General features: G+C 52.1%; 17 protein-coding genes. 12 read left to right on the top strand and 5 right to left on the bottom strand.

Features of this window, described 5'->3' with window-relative positions; genetic code table 11:
* Positions 1 to 56: 56 nt before the first annotated feature.
* The 10 genes from BMY01_RS01810 (at position 57) to BMY01_RS01765 (ending at position 6,607) form a co-directional block, all read left to right on the top strand.
* The gene (locus tag BMY01_RS01810) at positions 57 to 848 is read left to right on the top strand and encodes a Kazal-type serine protease inhibitor family protein (protein WP_074743969.1); all 792 of its coding nucleotides are present in this window, start codon (positions 57 to 59) and stop codon (positions 846 to 848) included.
* A gap of 250 nt (positions 849 to 1,098) precedes the next feature.
* The gene (locus BMY01_RS01805; protein WP_074743859.1) at positions 1,099 to 1,383 is read left to right on the top strand and encodes a hypothetical protein; all 285 of its coding nucleotides are present in this window, start codon (positions 1,099 to 1,101) and stop codon (positions 1,381 to 1,383) included.
* Positions 1,384 to 1,506: 123 nt separating this feature from the next.
* Positions 1,507 to 1,956 carry an Hsp20/alpha crystallin family protein gene (locus BMY01_RS01800; protein ID WP_074743858.1) on the top strand — a complete coding sequence of 150 codons (450 nt, stop codon included), beginning with the start codon at positions 1,507 to 1,509 and terminating at the stop codon, positions 1,954 to 1,956.
* A 63-nt stretch (positions 1,957 to 2,019) separates the two neighbouring features.
* Positions 2,020 to 2,520 (top strand): BCAM0308 family protein, encoded by a 501-nt coding sequence (locus BMY01_RS01795; protein ID WP_074743857.1) that lies wholly within the window; start codon positions 2,020 to 2,022, stop codon positions 2,518 to 2,520.
* A gap of 105 nt (positions 2,521 to 2,625) precedes the next feature.
* Positions 2,626 to 3,075, top strand: a complete 450-nt coding sequence (locus BMY01_RS01790; protein ID WP_074743856.1) for a CBS domain-containing protein — start codon at positions 2,626 to 2,628, stop codon at positions 3,073 to 3,075.
* Positions 3,076 to 3,173: 98 nt separating this feature from the next.
* Entirely contained in the window at positions 3,174 to 3,686 is a 513-nt protein-coding gene (locus tag BMY01_RS01785; protein ID WP_074743855.1) for an Hsp20/alpha crystallin family protein, read from the top strand.
* A 170-nt stretch (positions 3,687 to 3,856) separates the two neighbouring features.
* The gene (locus BMY01_RS01780) at positions 3,857 to 4,330 is read left to right on the top strand and encodes a YbhB/YbcL family Raf kinase inhibitor-like protein (RefSeq protein WP_074743968.1); all 474 of its coding nucleotides are present in this window, start codon (positions 3,857 to 3,859) and stop codon (positions 4,328 to 4,330) included.
* An 84-nt stretch (positions 4,331 to 4,414) separates the two neighbouring features.
* The gene (locus tag BMY01_RS01775; protein WP_074743854.1) at positions 4,415 to 4,600 is read left to right on the top strand and encodes a hypothetical protein; all 186 of its coding nucleotides are present in this window, start codon (positions 4,415 to 4,417) and stop codon (positions 4,598 to 4,600) included.
* On the top strand, positions 4,597 to 5,574 hold the full coding sequence (locus BMY01_RS01770; protein WP_074743853.1) for a rhamnan synthesis F family protein: 978 nt from the start codon (positions 4,597 to 4,599) through the stop codon (positions 5,572 to 5,574). The genes BMY01_RS01775 and BMY01_RS01770 overlap by 4 nt, the downstream gene beginning before the upstream one ends.
* 265 nt (positions 5,575 to 5,839) lie before the next feature.
* Entirely contained in the window at positions 5,840 to 6,607 is a 768-nt protein-coding gene (locus tag BMY01_RS01765; protein ID WP_074743852.1) for an FkbM family methyltransferase, read from the top strand.
* Positions 6,608 to 6,760: 153 nt separating this feature from the next.
* Here the strand turns inward: BMY01_RS01765 and BMY01_RS01760 are convergent, their stop codons facing one another.
* Together BMY01_RS01760 and BMY01_RS01755 are read right to left on the bottom strand one after the other, a co-directional pair.
* Complete coding sequence (locus tag BMY01_RS01760) at positions 6,761 to 8,524, bottom strand: ABC transporter ATP-binding protein (protein WP_074743851.1); 1,764 nt, start codon at positions 8,522 to 8,524, stop codon at positions 6,761 to 6,763.
* Positions 8,525 to 8,755: 231 nt separating this feature from the next.
* Positions 8,756 to 8,983, bottom strand: coding sequence for a hypothetical protein (locus tag BMY01_RS01755; protein WP_074708629.1), 228 nt, complete (start codon positions 8,981 to 8,983; stop codon positions 8,756 to 8,758).
* A 351-nt stretch (positions 8,984 to 9,334) separates the two neighbouring features.
* Between BMY01_RS01755 and BMY01_RS01750 the strand changes: the two genes are divergently transcribed.
* On the top strand, positions 9,335 to 10,252 hold the full coding sequence (locus tag BMY01_RS01750; RefSeq protein ID WP_074743850.1) for a non-homologous end joining protein Ku: 918 nt from the start codon (positions 9,335 to 9,337) through the stop codon (positions 10,250 to 10,252).
* Positions 10,253 to 10,267: 15 nt separating this feature from the next.
* Positions 10,268 to 12,820: a DNA ligase D gene (gene ligD, locus BMY01_RS01745; protein WP_074743849.1), complete on the top strand. Its 2,553-nt coding sequence runs from the start codon at positions 10,268 to 10,270 to the stop codon at positions 12,818 to 12,820.
* A gap of 21 nt (positions 12,821 to 12,841) precedes the next feature.
* Here ligD and BMY01_RS01740 read toward each other — a convergent pair whose 3' ends face one another.
* The 3 genes from BMY01_RS01740 to BMY01_RS01730 all read right to left on the bottom strand — a co-directional run bounded on the left by BMY01_RS01740 (position 12,842) and on the right by BMY01_RS01730 (position 15,437).
* Positions 12,842 to 13,876: a methyltransferase gene (locus BMY01_RS01740; protein ID WP_074743848.1), complete on the bottom strand. Its 1,035-nt coding sequence runs from the start codon at positions 13,874 to 13,876 to the stop codon at positions 12,842 to 12,844.
* Between the two features lie 67 nt (positions 13,877 to 13,943).
* On the bottom strand, positions 13,944 to 14,444 hold the full coding sequence (locus BMY01_RS01735; RefSeq protein WP_074743847.1) for an SRPBCC family protein: 501 nt from the start codon (positions 14,442 to 14,444) through the stop codon (positions 13,944 to 13,946).
* A gap of 111 nt (positions 14,445 to 14,555) precedes the next feature.
* Positions 14,556 to 15,437, bottom strand: a complete 882-nt coding sequence (locus tag BMY01_RS01730; RefSeq protein ID WP_074743846.1) for an SDR family oxidoreductase — start codon at positions 15,435 to 15,437, stop codon at positions 14,556 to 14,558.
* Positions 15,438 to 15,457 lie beyond the last annotated feature (20 nt).

Here is a 15,457-nt window from a genome sequence, read left to right as displayed (position 1 = left end):
CATCAAAAGGGAAAGGGCAAATGATGTAACCACACTACCTGTTGATGGAGGAAGCGATGAAGAAATTGAGTTATGTTGTGTTTCTGGTCGGAGCAGCCATATTTGGCGCACTCCCGGTTTTTGCGCAGCAAGGTGAAGATAGGGGAGCCGGTGGAGATGCTGCAAACCGTGCCGTGAACATCAATCTCGGCAGTACCGGAGGGGCGCTGGACAGCAGCGCGCTGAAAGCCGTACGAAAGACGGTGGGAAAGGCTATCAGCGAAGAAACAGTGGACACTTTCGCTGTTTATAGTCCAAGAGCAGGGGGGCCTATTCCGATAGAGGGGGGATTGAACGCCTGCGCGGAAGCAGGCTTCAGCTCGAAGCCGGGAGAGTTCAAAGCATTCATCAAGCGTCTGCGTGATATTCGTCCTAGGGCAGGAACGTTCCTCAATGTGGAGCTCACCGATCAGTGCAAACCTATTGAAGGCGGAGGAGGCGGAGCTGTTTGCGGGGGTATCGCTGGAACACGTTGTCCCGATGCAAACCAGTATTGCGACTTTGGGGCCAAATGCAAGATGCCGGACGCGCAAGGTCAATGCAAGACCAAGCCCACCATTTGTCCGCAAATCTTCAAGCCTGTTTGTGGATGTGATGGCAAGACTTACAGCAACTCATGCACCGCAGCAGCTGCCGGTGTTTCCGTCGAACATGAAGGGGAGTGCAAGAAGTCCGAGTCCCAAGCCTGCGGCGGGATAGCCGGGATCCCCTGCCCTGAAGGCCAGGCCTGTGTGGATGATCCCAGGGATGATTGCGATCCCACACGGGGCGGCGCCGACTGCCCGGGAATCTGCAAGGGTAAAAGGTAGCAGCAACGGGAATACAGGTTAATCTCTGGAAGCCTTATGACTACCCTGGATAAGCAGGTCTTGTTACCCGTGGCGGACAGCTTATCCAGAGTTTGTCACCCGAATGTTAGACAACGTACAGAGCGATTCCTCGACCAGATGTTAAAAATCGGAAGGTCTAGCCGTTAGAAAGAGCTAAGCCTTTTAATCACAGTAGCACAGTCACAGCGGTGCAGTGGCGCAGCCGATCAACAGTTCTAGAGGGAAAATCTTGAGCACATCATCTGACAGAGGCAACGCAAGGATCAACGAGAGCGGGATCGGAAACCCGGTCGAGAATACAGAAAAAGCGATTACCGACAGTCCGGCAGTAACCGGATCTTATGGACTATACAGGCAGGAACGGAGGAAAGGTCATCAAGTGATTTCTACCTCGAGTTATTACCAGGTCGAGCGGCGCGGCGGCGGCATCCGCTATGGCTATGGGGAAACACAGGACTGGTCGGACCCGGATACGGAATCGGATGGAATGCCTTATTCGGGCAGGAATTTTTGACAGCAGGAGATGCAGAGATTCAGGCAAAGGATTCAAGGCATGTAATGCGTAATGCTGGCAGGGAATGAGGCAACAAGGGTAGAAAAGGTCGTTCATTTAATTCACATTCTAAAGGAGAAAACCATGGCAAACATTGCTCGTCGCTCGCCTCTTACTGGCGACATCATGCGCTATGACCCGTTTTACAATCTGGATGACTGGTTCAAGAATTGGGGAATGCGTCCATTCTCAATGGATATGGAAACCACCCCTCAGATCAAGATCGATCTTACCGAAAATGACAACGCCTATACGGTTCGTGCAGACATACCTGGAGTAAAAAAGGAGGATGTCAAGGTTCAGGTAGAGGGCAACCGCGTTTCCATCAGCTGCGAAACAAAGCAGGAAAAAGAGGAAAAAGAAGGCGAGAGGGTGATTTGCCGGGAATGCCATCAGGGATCGAGCTACAGGAGTTTCACTCTGGGAAGCGAAGTGGATGAGGCCAAGGCCGAGGCAAAATATGAAAACGGCACATTGGAACTGACGTTGCCGAAGAAGGAGGGAAAAACCGCGAAACGTATCGAGGTGAAATAATCCGGGCAGTGCTCTTCGGGTCATCAGACTGATCGTTCCGCTCCACATAACAGGAACTCCACCATGACGCACCCTCCATTTGTCGGCTTTCGCCAGATTTCCCGGCATGACAAGCTCTTCAAGGAGCGTATCCACGATCCTTACAGGGCGCGGCACAAACTGCCGGAACCCACTGTGTGTCCCAGTTGCGGGGCCGTATTCCATGAAGGGCGCTGGCAATGGAGCGAAGCGCCCCCGGGCGCTTACCAGGAAATGTGTGCTGCCTGCCAGCGTATCCGGGATGATTTCCCTGCTGGCTTCGTTACATTGAGTGGCGAGTTCTATGCCGCGCATCACAGTGAAATCATGCACATCGTTCACAATGTGGAAAAGCGTGAAAAGGTCGAGCATCCGTTCAATCGCATCATGGCCGTTGAAGAAAAAGACGGAGGAACCCTGGTGACGACCACTGATATCCATCTGGCGAGAGGCATCGGCGAAGCCATACACGACGCGTATCAGGGCGATCTGGAATTTCACTATAACCCGGAAGAGTATTTGTTGCGCGTGCACTGGGCACGTTAGAAAAAACTTTGGATGTAGCGTTTTGGTACAAACCCGATACGTGTTCCCAATTGCAACATACCTCACCGTCCCTACAATGAGAGTGTGATCACAGTGGAGGGCAGGATGCCTGTGGGTGAAATTTGTAATCGTGATACTGTAATCGTGAAGCGGGATGAGACGATTGGGGAGGCAGCCAAACTCATGCGTCAGCACCATGTGGGCGATGTGGTCGTTGTCGAAGAGCGGGATGGCCTCAATATTCCCGTCGGAATTGTCACCGATCGCGACCTCGTGGTGGAAATCATGGCAACCGAGTTGAATGCTGCTGTCATCACCGTGGGCGACATCATGGAGCAGGAACTCGTCACCGTGAAAGAAAGCGTGGGGGTATTCGAGGCAATTCAATACATGCGCAGCAAGACGGTGCGGCGCTTGCCGGTAGTGGGCGAGAATGGCGTCCTGGTGGGCATTCTTACGCTCGACGACTTGCTGGAACTGCTATCGGAAGAACTGCTGGCTATTTCCCGGCTGACAAATTATCAGCGGCAGAGGGAAGCAAGACAACGGCATTAAAAGACCAACGGGATCAAGGGGCGACTGGAAATACGTGAAGGGAGTTTTCGCCCAGCCGGTCATTGCTGGCTTTTCCCATAATCGGAAGGAGCACGATCATGATGGATTCCGTGAAGAATGCAGGTGAAAATATCAGCCGGAGACTCAGTCGGACATGGGATCACATTTCAGACGGCTGGCGTGAACTCGTCCACCATGGCAGCGATGCTCTTACGCACTTTGTACACCGCAAGGGTGAGGAAGACAAAGGGCAGGAGTCCGCTGCCAGCACGCCAGCTTTTCCTCGCTGGAGTATTCTGGCAGGGGATATGGAAGAAACGGACGGGGAAATCGTGGTACGGATAGAAGTGCCTGGGATGGAAAAAAAAGACTTTGAGATCAGCATAGAGGGCAAGATGCTTTCTCTAAGAGGGGAAAAACGCTTTGAGCGCGATACAAATGATAGTAAGTATCATGTCATGGAACGTGCTTACGGCGTTTTTCAACGAACCTTGCCGTTACCGGTCGAGGTGAATGAAGACAAAGCGGAAGCGGACTACAAGAACGGCGTGCTGACCGTTCGTCTCCCCAAGCTGAATGTTGAAAAGAGAAGATTCATTTCCATATCATGATAAGGTGGCATTTTGCTTTTCAGCGCCGCTGCGACCTACCGAAAATTATGCTTGTCTGCCTGCTCCCAGGCGTAATGACGACTATGCTGGCAGCTTCGATCTCTGTAGCGGCTGAGCCGGACATTCTCTTGAGCCAGAAGGAAAGAAAACCAAAGAAGGAGGCGTCTCGCATGTCTATGACAATAACATCTTCATCCTTTGCGAATCACGGAGAGATTCCTATTCGTCATACCTGTCAGGGACATGATACTTCACCCGAGCTGTTCTGGGACAACATACCGGAAAATGCGAAAAGCCTGGTTTTGATTGTGGATGATCCGGATGCGCCCGATCCCGCCGCTCCCAAGCTGACCTGGGTACACTGGGTGTTATATAACATTCCTCCTGCGGCTCAAGGTTTACCTGAGGGAGTGGCGGAAGCCGATCTTCCCATTGGAACGCTCGGCGGGCTCAATGACTGGCAGCGTACAGGGTATGGCGGACCCTGCCCCCCTATCGGTAAGCATCGATACTTTCATAAACTCTACGCACTGGATATCATGCTTCCGGATCTGAAACATCCCACCAAGGCAATCATCGAGCAGGAGATGCAGGGACATGTCATCGCGCAATCGGAACTCGTGGGGCTGTATCAGAAGCAATAGGCTGCTATTGCTTTTTTTCTTTTTTAGGTTCCGGTTCATCCAGGGCGGTTCTGTACATTCAAGGGGATAAACGCGCAATATGGCATGAGTCGCATCAAGAACCTGCTATCTGGTGGAAATCAAAGATTGATTCGTACACCATCGACACGGCATGAAGCAGGTGTTGCGCTGCGCTTTCCCTGTATGCTGCAAATTCGTGATGACAAAAAAACGAGCGAAGCTGATATCCTGAATACGTTGACTGTCATGCTGGGGCACAGGTGGTCATGAAAATCCTGCCTGAGGAGCTGTCTGAATTGCGTCACAAACCCAACCGCGCTTTACCCATAAAATGGGCGGTGAAGGGCGTGGTCAAAGACTTGAAGTATGCGCGTGATTTATCCTTCTACCTGCTTAAAAGAGAGAAGGCAGATGAAAGGCCGCTGGTGAGGTTGTATGAAAAGGCCATATCTCCCCGTTATGATCGTCCCGTTTGCCTTTTTTGCAGCTTCGACAAAGATAGCGTTGTCAGGGAGAACGTGTATTACTACCTCAATGCTCTGATGCTAGCCGGTTTCGATATCGTATTCATCAGCTCAAGCAGCATGATTTCTGGAAGCGATCTGGAAAAACTGTCTCGATGCTGTATCGCAATAATAAACCGTGAGAACAAAGGATACGATTTCTATGGGTGGAAAACAGCTCTGGAAAAATATCCCGAATATCGCGAGCACAGTGGTCTTCTGTTAGCCAACGACAGCGTTCTCGGTCCGCTTTTCAGCATCGATAATATCATCGCCAGACTCGAAGGCAGCGAGGCTGATATCGTGGGAATGACGGATTCTTTTCGTTTTTATCCCCACCTGCAGTCCTATTTCCTCTACTGCAAGAAAAAAGCCGTGTCCTCCGATGAATTTCTTCGCTTCTTTGCGGAAATCGAGGTTCTGGAATTCAAGCTGGCCATCGTTCGCAGATATGAAGTCGGTTTTTCCCGCTTCCTCAGTCGGCGCTTTCGTCTTGCAGCGCTCTACAGTCTGGGACAGGTTCTTGCTCCAACTGATTATCATCAAAGGCCGCTGCAATGGGTCGAATCGACCTTTCACCTGTGGAAGCCGCTTATTACCGAGTTTGGATTCCCGTTCCTCAAAAAAAGCATGCTGACAAGAAGAGGTGTGAGCCTGGGGGAAGTTTCAGCGGTCCTCGCGGAGGCGGGTTCTTCCTACGAGACAGAAATTCTCAACGACTGGATGTTGCCCCGCGGATAAGACACGATTCTGCCTGACGGTGATTTCCCTTTGTCATTCCCTTGAAGCCTCGAAAGAAGGAATCAGAACCCTCGCATGTGGATTTCCCGCTTCCGCTGAAGTGACGATTGAGCAACCTGTAGACGGCGCCGCTCACCCTGTTGATGATCCGCACTCGGGAGTTTGCAGCAAAAATATCTGGGCTCCGGGACTATAAACCGGATATCCTTCGCCCTTCCACTGTTTTCTGTTTTTACCTCTACTCATAAAGTTACGGTCAGCATAGATGTCTTCATTTTTCATGGATGTATTATCCGGATGCGCTGTAGCGCTCTACGGGTTGAAGGGCGGCTACACTAAAGTCAATGTCAAAGGTCAATCCATACGTATCGCGGTGGACAATTTTCGGACGCTCCAGCGGGCAAAAACGTATTCAATAAAAGAACCCGATACCCTGGACTGGCTTGACGGTTTTGAACCGGGTTCCTGTTTCTTCGATCTGGGAGCGAATATCGGTCAGTATTCCCTGTATCCAGCAAAGAAATACGGGAAGGACATCCATGTATATTCGTTCGAGCCCCAGTGCGCCAATTATTATTTGTTGAATAAAAACATTTACCTCAACAAGCTCGAGAAAAATATTACCTCCTATTGCGTGGCTGTTTCCGGAGAGGAAGGCTTTTCGAAACTTTATATTCCCAAATTCATAGGCGGTGGAAATCGCTCCCAGTTCGGAAAAGAAGATTTGAAGAATATGAAAAAACCCGCCGCGCATATTCAGGGCATGTTCGGGGTGACACTCGACAACTTATGCTCAAAATGGGGATTTCCTTATCCCAACTACATTAAGATCGATGTGGATGGCATCGAGATGGCCATCATCCGGGGTGCGGGGAATGTGCTCAGGAATCCGGCACTGAGATCCGTCATCGTCGAGCTGGGAACAGTCGAGGAGCAGCAGGAAGCGGTAGCGCTGATGGAGCAGGCAGGTTTGAAAGTCAGATTCAAAACCACCAGGAATTGGGGTGAAACCTGCTTCGTGTTCGCGAAATAGGATTGATCACCTCCTCTTTGCTGAATCGCCGATACACTTGTCCTGAGAATGCTGGAGGAGCTTGTCCTGAATACTGCTTGCGCCTTCGATCCTTCGACGACTCGGGATCAGGGAGAGCGGAGACGAAGGCTCAGGCAGGCACTCGTTGACCTCTTAACGGGAAACGAAAACCACTTCCCTGTGAGACAAGGAGGAAGGTTCCCGCTCCGCGGGTGCGTAACGAGCTGCCTCCGCCGGCTGCACCCGTTCCGCTTTTCCTTGGGAAAGCGCAAAAATTACATCCGCTGCGCTGATCAGCGCTGGCTGGTGGGAGACAGCAACAACCGTGAGTTCCTGTGTGAGGTTTCGCAGGGTTTCACAGACAAGCCGTTCACTTTCCGGATCGAGCGCACTCGTCGGTTCATCCAGTACCAGAAAGAGCGGGCGGTGAGCCAGTGCCCGGGCAATGGCAATGCGTTGGCGCTGTCCCCCGGATAACAGGCCGCCACGCTCGCCGACAATGGTATAGAGACCATCCGGCAATCCACTGACGAACTCCCAGGCGCCAGCCTGGCGCAGTGCTCTTTCCGCATCCGCTTCACTCAGTTCGGGTGCGCCGACGAGAATATTGTTGAGAATACTGTCATGTAGCAGGACGTTCTCCTGGGCGACATATCCGATCATGCGGCGCCAAGCACGTGGATTGATGTCTCGCATGGGCACGCCATCCACGAGGATTTCGCCGGATTTGGGGTCCACCAGGCCGCACAGGAGATCCAGCATGGTGCTTTTGCCGACCCCCGACGGGCCGGCTATGGTGGTGAACGACCTGACCGGGATTTCGAGATTCAGGTCCTGAAAAATCGGCCGGGTGTCGTAATCGAAATTGACGTGGCGGAGGCTGATGCCCTTTTCAAGCGTCGGTTCGCGGGTGCCTGATGTTCTTTCCGCTGCGGCACGCGCTTCTGCGACAGCGGTACGCAAGGCCCAGTAGGCGCTTTCCTGCGCCATCAGATTCTGGTATTTCCTCTGCGTCTTGTTGAGCAGACTGAGAAGCCGGGTCAGAAGAAAAACCATCACCATCACCGAGGGCAACGAAAGTCCCCATATTTCCAGAGCCAGATAAAGGCCGATTGCCATCAGTGTGGCGAGGATAGGCTCCTGCAGAGCCATCAGGGCTTCACGCGCGATGATTTCCCGCCGGGTAGCCTTTTCCAGTTGCTGGGTCTGGTCGCGCAGGATCGCTTCGGCTACATTGTCTCTCGCCATGGCCTTGAGCGATTTTACCGAAACGAGCACATCCGAAAGATACGTCAGCAGGTTTCGCAGCAGATGGGTCTGCCTGGTTCCCGCCTTGCGTGTCGCACGAATCAACTGGTGCAGCACCTGCATCATGATGATGCCCACCAGAATGGAAGTAAGGGTAGCCTCCCATGAAACAAACATGGCCACGGTCCCATAGACGACAACCTGTACGGCCAGTGCGAGTACAGTGACGCTGTGCTCAAAGCCATTGGCTGCCCGGTATGCTTCAGTGGCGACGGAATTGGCAAGCGAACCCATTGGCTGGCGCAGGTAATACTGCCAGCGGCTGGCAAGCAGCGCATCGATCAGTTCGAGGCGGAGGACGGTGGCCACATGGGCCACTGCATAACCGACCTGCCTGTTCGCCATCAATAATATGAGGCTTTTGAGGATCATTCCTCCCACGATGATCAGCAGCATGGTGCCTATGGTGGGAGAAATCCCGATGTTCTGGAGAACTTCGGCGATGTGCCGACCCATGTCCGAACTGGCGGAATCGCCGACAGCAATCGAAAGGAGTGGAAGGAGGGCAGTGAGGCTTAAGCCTTCTGCAATGCCTGCCGCCAGAAGCGCAACCAGGACGTACGCAGTACGCCTCGGGGAAAGCATGCAATAGGCAAAGAGAGTTCGCATAAGTTGGGTCTGCAGACTACGGAGTTATCATAACCTAAATTGCGGACACGGTCTTGAAAAACCCTTCCATTAACGAGGAATTCCATGGGGAAATTCAGCCGCGCAAAGCTGGGCGTGATGGAGGGCCATTGCAGGGAAAAGGACAGACAGTGAAAGCGAGTTATGTATTCTGAAGCAACGGATCGGGCGGAATTGCGAACAGGATGTGCCTGTGCGCTTGTTCCGGATTATTTAGTCGGTCTTTCGAGCTCCGCGGATATTGATTGTTGCCAGGGCCAACTGGAGACCGAGAACCGCGAATGCTTCGACGTGCCACCCCCAGATTACCCATAATACATTGCTGAGGAGGGAAAACAGAAAACCGGTGTGACGCATCCGCTTGGCCTGGTAGGTCAGAAGCCAGACCGAAAGAATATTGATCACCATGGCAGGCCACTGTAGTAAATTGAAGTAATCCATATTCCTCCCTTCTCCTGAAAACAAGCTGTGCTCCAGCCGAGATTATGTCGATATTACGTATTATGTTAAGTTCAATGCATAAAAAGCGTTAAAGGCATGCACGGCTTCGCGTAGGCTGTTCGGCACATCTTTTTGCCCCTGCGATCAGGCTTCGTGTCCAGTTTCACCTTGAATCGATCATCTCATCCATAGACCTGCAGTTCCGTTCGAAAGAACACAAATCAGAGTGGCAGAGTGGAAAAGGCTTGTATTTTCCAGGGTGCGCAATCGCACATACAAGCGGAGGAGGGAAGAGCATGATTTGTATTTCGATATTTACCGCTGAAAAGGGATTCATTTCTCCGATCAATCATGGTTGCGTCTGCTTCAACCCGGGCTTTATGGAAGGGTGCCATCAGTTTTGGGCTGGTGCATATCCCCGTGGCCCTTCATACCGCAACGACAGAGCAGGGTTTGAATTTCGACTGGCTGGACAAGCGCAGTATGGATCCTGTCGGGTATAAACGCATCAACAAGAGGACCGGGAAGGAGATCGATAAGGAAGATATCGTCAAGGGAATCGAGTACGAGGATGGTCATTACGTGATTTTGAGCCAGGAGGAGATCGCCGCCGCTTATCCCAAGACCACGCAGACGATCGCGATTGAAATGTTCGTGCCGGCAACTGATATACCCTTCATCTATCTGGAGCGTCCCTACTATGTCACACCCGCCAATAAAGGCGAAAAAGTTTATGCGCTTTTGCGCGAGACCCTGTCCAGGACCGAGCGCGTCGGCATTGCCCGAGTGATCATTCAAACAAAGCAGCATCTTGCCGCTCTTATTCCGTTCGGCCGCGCATTGGTTCTTAATCTATTGCGCTGGGGAGATGAAATCCGCAGCTCGGAAAATCTGAGTTTTCCGGCCGAGGGTGCCAAGGAGGCCGGCATTACCGATAAAGAATTGAAAATGGCTGAGCAGTTAGTGATGGACATGAGCGGCAAATGGGACCCGGATGAATTCCATGATTCGTTTAAGGACGAAATCATGAAACTCGTGAACGAGAAAGTTGAAACGGGTGATATACAAACCGTAGTAGAGCCGGAAGAAGTCGAGTTACAGCGTGGCGGTGGTGCGCAAATACTCGATCTCACTGAATTGCTCCAGCGCAGCCTGAAGAAACGCACAGACAACGAAGACCGTGACCGGCGACCTGTCAGAAAGCCCGCCAAATCGACGACTGCCTCATCTGCACCTGCCCGCGGCGCGCACAAGCGCCGGGCGGTATAGGGCGCATTCCATAGAATGAGAAATGATGACCCGCTTAAAACTTACCGTGCTAAACGTGATTTCTCGATAACACCTGAGCCGAGCGGCGCTGCCAGCGGCAAGGCAGCTATCAAGAGCACTGCCAAGGCTTTGTCGTTTGTTGTCCAGAAGCATTGGGCAACGCGTCTGCACTACGACTTCCGGCTGGAACTGGAAGGAACGATGAAGAGCTGGGCTGTTCCCAAAGGCCCCAGTTTCGACCCTACCGACAAACGCATGGCGGTTCACGTCGAAGATCATCCCATTTCCTATAACAGTTTTGAGGGCGAGATACCCTCAGGTCAGTATGGGGCCGGTAAAGTCATTATTTGGGATAAGGGAACCTGGCTTCCTCTCGAAGATCCGCACAAGGGGTATCGTGACGGCAAGCTGAAATTCGAGCTGCGCGGGCTCAAGCTGAAAGGGCATTGGACCCTGGTGCGCATGAGAAAGGAGGAAAACAAAAAGCAGGAACCCTGGCTGCTGATAAAAGAAAAGGATGAATATGTGCGTTCATCGCGGGAGTATAGCGTGGTGGACGAAATGCCGGACAGTGTGGCCGAACTCGACCTGTCAGAGCCTTCCAAGGCTCCCGCAACGTCGGCAAGCGGATCACCCAAAAGTAGTTCGATATCACGAAAGGGAGCTAAAACGGCCTTGCCGGACAATGCGCGCAAGGCCGATCTTCCGCACACATTGAGGCCGGAGCTCGCCACACTTGTGGACGAACCCCCTTTGGATCCGGAAGAGTGGATTTACGAAATCAAGTTTGACGGGTACCGGATGTTGAGCAGAATAGAGGGAGGAGAAGTTCGCCTCATAACGCGAAACGGAAATGATTGGTCCCGTAAGCTCCCGCATCTGGTAAAAGCAATAGGGAAGATGAGATTGAAGTCGGCGTGGCTCGATGGGGAAATTGCGGTGCTGGATGCAAATGGCATTCCCGATTTCCAGTCGTTGCAGAATGCCTTCGACAGCGCGCATACGGAGCACATCATTTATTATCTCTTCGATGTGCCCTTCTATGATGGGTATGATTTGCGACACGCTTCCCTTGTCGAACGCCGCACGTTACTGCAAAAACTGGTTGAGGCACACTCCCCCGATGAAATACGCTTCAGCGACGTTTTCGATGCCTCTCCAGCAAAAATTCTCGATTCCGCTTGCCGGCTTGGACTGGAAGGGGTGATCGGTAAACGTAAAACCTCGGTTTATGTCTCGCGCCGCTCTCAGGACTGGATAAAGCTTAAATGTAAAAACCGCCAGGAATTCGTTATCGGCGGATATACCGATCCCAAAGGTACGCGGAAGGGTATCGGATCTTTGCTGCTCGGCTTTTATGATGAAGATCGAAAACTCAGATATGCGGGAAATGTGGGCGCGGGATTCAGCGATAAGACACTGCAGGACCTAAGGGCAAAGTTGGATAGAATTGCTTCGACGGATAGCCCTTTTGTGAAAGCGAGTGGCATCGATAAAAACGCGCATTGGGTCGAACCCCGGCTTATCGCAGAAGTCTCCTTCAGGGAATGGACGCGAGGGGGCCACATTCGCCACTCGGTATTCCACGGTTTGAGATCGGACAAAAAGGCGGATGTCATCGTTCGCGAGAAGCCCGTGCATCCTGCTGCGGAGTCGGCGCCTGCAAGCGCCATTCCAAAATCCCTGAAAGTGACGAACCCGGACCGGGTAATCGACCCCTCCACCGGATTTACGAAGATCGATCTCATACGCTACTACTCACTGGTAGCGCCTTTGATGCTGCCCCACCTCGCACGGCGGCCGGTCTCGCTCGTGCGCGCTCCCGAGGGGGTATCAGGCGAACTCTTTTTTCAGAAGCATTGGGAGAAAGAGAACATGCCGGGGGTCGAGCAGCTTGATCCCTCGCTCGACCCTGACCATCCTCCGCTGCTCGAAGTTTCAACTGCTGAAGGCCTCCTTTCCGCAGCACAGATGAACGTGATCGAGTTCCATACGTGGAACGCCACCAAGAATGTCATTGGCAAGCCTGACAGAATCACTTTCGACCTGGACCCGGGCAGCGGAGTCGAATGGGCGCTCATCCAGGAGTCGGCGCAGCTCCTCAATGTCTTTCTCAGGGAACTGGGGTTGAAATCTTTCCTGAAAACGAGTGGGGGCAAAGGTTTGCATATCATTGTGCCGATCAGGAGGCTGCGCGATTGGGATACGGTGAAAGGTTTCTCTCAGGCCATCGTACAGCATCTGGCTAAAATCATTCCGACACGTTTCACTGCAAAAAGCGGCCCGCGCAACCGGGTGGGAAAGATCTTCATCGATTACCTGCGCAATGGGTTCGGAGCCACCACTGTATCCGCCTGGTCAGTACGCGCACGACCTGGATTGGGCGTTTCTGTACCGTTGGCGTGGGAAGAACTATCCTCGCTGAAAAGCAGTACTCGCTGGTCCGCCTCCAATATTCATGAACGCCTGGATAAGGGTAATGAGCCCTGGGCCGACTACGCAGAGACGAATCAATCGATAGTTCCTGCCATGAAAAAGCTGGGATTCAGCCCTTCATCAAAGGCATGAAGGGCGCTGTCAGGACAGATCTCAGGACTTCACTCCTGTAACCAGGCTGTAGTAACCGAAGGCTGGATGCACTTCGATGTCCTGGAATCCCGCTTCCGCCAGCATGGTTGAAAGCTCCCTTCCAGAATATGATCTGCCTTCCGTCCATCCCATCATCAGCATGCTGAAGGCAGCGGCCGCGAATGGTCCAGTTTTTTCATCGTTGTAAAGCATGCCATGGATGATGATACGGCCTCCGGAAGGAAGACTGTTGAAGCTTTTAGCGGTGAGGAAATTACATTTTTCCGGAGGCCAATCGTTGTAGACCGTGGAATAAAAGTGAAGATCTGCGGCAGGCAGAGTGTCGCTCCACATGTTTCCTTCCTGTGTTCGAATACGGTCCTGCAGGCCATGGCGGGCGATGAATTCCTGGGCGATCTCGCAGACGAGCGGGAAATCGAAAACGACGGCCTGCAACTGCGGCCATTTTGATACGGCTCCAATCGAATGAGCACCTGAACTGCCTCCGATATCAAGCATTGTCCGGTAGTTGGACAGATCAAGGATACCTGGCCAATAGAAGGCCGAAGTAATACTGAAACTGTACATGCCACGGGTAAACTTCCGCACCTGCTCAGCCTGTTCCTCAGGAGATTGATATATACCTGCTCCTCCGTAGACCTGGGGACTGTCTGAGAGGATTGCTTTTTTCAGGCTGGCAAATGAGTGTACTTGATCGTCGTCTATCATCAGATCCCATAAATAGCCGAAATAGTTCGGGCTTGTCTCCAGCAAATAGTGCCTCGCAAGTGGCGTGAGGTAATAGCGCCCGTCCTGAAAGGATAAGAAACCGGCTGCGGTTGCAGTGGTTAAAATGGCTTCCGTGGGCCGCGCTTTGATATTCAACTTGCCACAGATAGCGGTGAGCGATAACGGCTTATCGGCGAGCAGGGGAAAGATTTTCAGCTTGTGCGCCAGCAGTAATGCAGGGTAGCCATAGACTCCAAGCACGACATCCCAGAGGGGTCGGTCGTCTTCTATCTGCTCCGCGGGTGTGTTCATGGAATCTTGGGCCATTGCAGGTTCCTCAGAACTTGGGATCATTTACGTGGATCGTTTAGCGGGAATGATGGAAATACACTTGTCAGCTCAGTGCGCCTGGTTCGCTTTCCACCAGGCGCTTTATATTTTGTACCGTTCGTTCCGCCCCAGCCTGCACCGCTGTCCTGATCATTGGTTCAAAAGGCCGCATTATCATCTGGATTTCGAGCAATTCGAACTTAAAAGAAAGCTTGGTTGAGCCTGAATTTTGCTCGTCCAGCAACTCGTAGATGCAGCGAAAGGGGTCCGAGATGCCCGCGAATGCGACGCGGCGATCTGGCTCATAAATCGTAATCCTGAACTTCGATTCCGAACGATGTCCCTGGTCAACACGCACCTGCCGTGCCATGGTTCCAAGGCAGACCGGACCATCGGTGATTTGCTCGAGTTCTTTCACCTCCGGTGACCACCTGGGGTAGTTCAAAAAGAGATTTTCACCGATAAATTTGAATGCCTGTCTGGCTGGACATTCAAGAAGAATGCTCGCCTTGCCCACTACTGGCTCGGAGGGGCCCAGGTTGAACATCGACCCTAAATTGAACATCTCGGCTCCTCCCTCCCATTTCGAGATGGAATTTATATATCCTGTTGAATAGTACTATTCCTGCGACGCCTATCATATCAGGAGTAACTTCCCACGTTTCGCAGTTATTCTCTAGCTGTTTACTATATTGCCGCCATTGGGATGCAGCACCTGCCCCGACATGTAAGAGCAATCCTGAGAGGCCAGAAAGACATAACAAGGAGCAACTTCATCAGGTTGTCCAGGGCGTTTCATCGGGACATTCTTTCCAAAATCGCCGACTTTATCCGGAGGAAAAGTGGCAGGTATCAGCGGAGTCCATATTGGACCGGGGGCAACCGCATTTACGTGTATTCCCTGCTCGATCAGCTGGAGAGACAGGGATCGGGTAAACCCAACAATTGCGCCTTTGGTTGCGGAGTAATCAACCAAGTGGGGACTTCCCTTGTAGGCGGTGACAGAGGTGGTGTTGATGATGCGCCCTCCTTTTTTCAGATGCGGGAGCACCGCTTTTACCATATGGAACATTGAAAATATGTTCGTGCGGAAGGTTTTTTCAAGCTGCGCGCTATCGATATCGAGAATACTTTCCTGAACATGCTGCTCGGCCGAGTTATTCACAAGTATTTCGACATGATGAAATGTGGAAATCGTTTTTTCCACTACCTCGGCGCAGAATTTTTCGTCTCCCACGTCGCCCGCTATTAAAATGCATTTTCTTCCACATTTCTCGACTTCTTCTTTAGTGCGTTGAGCATCTTCATGCTCGTCGAGATATACGATTGTAATATCCGCCCCTTCCTTTGCGAAAGCAATGGCGATAGATCGTCCAATGCCACTATCGCCCCCGGTAATGATCGCAACTTTTGACTCCAGTTTGCCGCTTCCGTGGTATTCCTCCATTGTCGAGTCGGGTTGAGGTGTCATCTCCGTTTCCAGCCCGGGCTGGCGTGGTTGATGCTGCTTTGGAATGTCACTGCCTTTTTCCTCGTATTTCTCAGTATCATTGGTCATGGCTTTCTCACTAATTTGGT

The sequence above is a fragment of the Nitrosospira multiformis genome (assembly GCF_900110185.1).
GTDB classification, from domain to species: domain Bacteria; phylum Pseudomonadota; class Gammaproteobacteria; order Burkholderiales; family Nitrosomonadaceae; genus Nitrosospira; species Nitrosospira multiformis_A.
The sequence above is the reverse complement of the archived record's forward strand: the minus strand, read 5'-3'. Positions and strand labels throughout refer to the sequence as shown.

Bases quoted from the DNA above. Each gene is read 5' to 3' on its own strand.
- BMY01_RS01760 (WP_074743851.1), bottom strand. From the start codon at position 8,524: ATGCGAACTCTCTTTGCCTATTGCATGCTTTCCCCGAGGCGTACTGCG.
- BMY01_RS01750 (WP_074743850.1), top strand. From the start codon at position 9,335: ATGGTTGCGTCTGCTTCAACCCGGGCTTTATGGAAGGGTGCCATCAGT.
- BMY01_RS01780 (WP_074743968.1), top strand. From the start codon at position 3,857: ATGTCTATGACAATAACATCTTCATCCTTTGCGAATCACGGAGAGATT.
- BMY01_RS01800 (WP_074743858.1), top strand. From the start codon at position 1,507: ATGGCAAACATTGCTCGTCGCTCGCCTCTTACTGGCGACATCATGCGC.
- BMY01_RS01755 (WP_074708629.1), bottom strand. From the start codon at position 8,983: ATGGATTACTTCAATTTACTACAGTGGCCTGCCATGGTGATCAATATT.
- BMY01_RS01785 (WP_074743855.1), top strand. From the start codon at position 3,174: ATGATGGATTCCGTGAAGAATGCAGGTGAAAATATCAGCCGGAGACTC.
- BMY01_RS01810 (WP_074743969.1), top strand. From the start codon at position 57: ATGAAGAAATTGAGTTATGTTGTGTTTCTGGTCGGAGCAGCCATATTT.
- BMY01_RS01730 (WP_074743846.1), bottom strand. From the start codon at position 15,437: ATGACCAATGATACTGAGAAATACGAGGAAAAAGGCAGTGACATTCCA.
- BMY01_RS01770 (WP_074743853.1), top strand. From the start codon at position 4,597: ATGAAAATCCTGCCTGAGGAGCTGTCTGAATTGCGTCACAAACCCAAC.
- BMY01_RS01795 (WP_074743857.1), top strand. From the start codon at position 2,020: ATGACGCACCCTCCATTTGTCGGCTTTCGCCAGATTTCCCGGCATGAC.
- BMY01_RS01790 (WP_074743856.1), top strand. From the start codon at position 2,626: ATGCCTGTGGGTGAAATTTGTAATCGTGATACTGTAATCGTGAAGCGG.
- BMY01_RS01735 (WP_074743847.1), bottom strand. From the start codon at position 14,444: ATGTTCAATTTAGGGTCGATGTTCAACCTGGGCCCCTCCGAGCCAGTA.
- BMY01_RS01765 (WP_074743852.1), top strand. From the start codon at position 5,840: ATGTCTTCATTTTTCATGGATGTATTATCCGGATGCGCTGTAGCGCTC.
- ligD (WP_074743849.1), top strand. From the start codon at position 10,268: ATGAGAAATGATGACCCGCTTAAAACTTACCGTGCTAAACGTGATTTC.
- BMY01_RS01740 (WP_074743848.1), bottom strand. From the start codon at position 13,876: ATGGCCCAAGATTCCATGAACACACCCGCGGAGCAGATAGAAGACGAC.
- BMY01_RS01775 (WP_074743854.1), top strand. From the start codon at position 4,415: ATGAGTCGCATCAAGAACCTGCTATCTGGTGGAAATCAAAGATTGATT.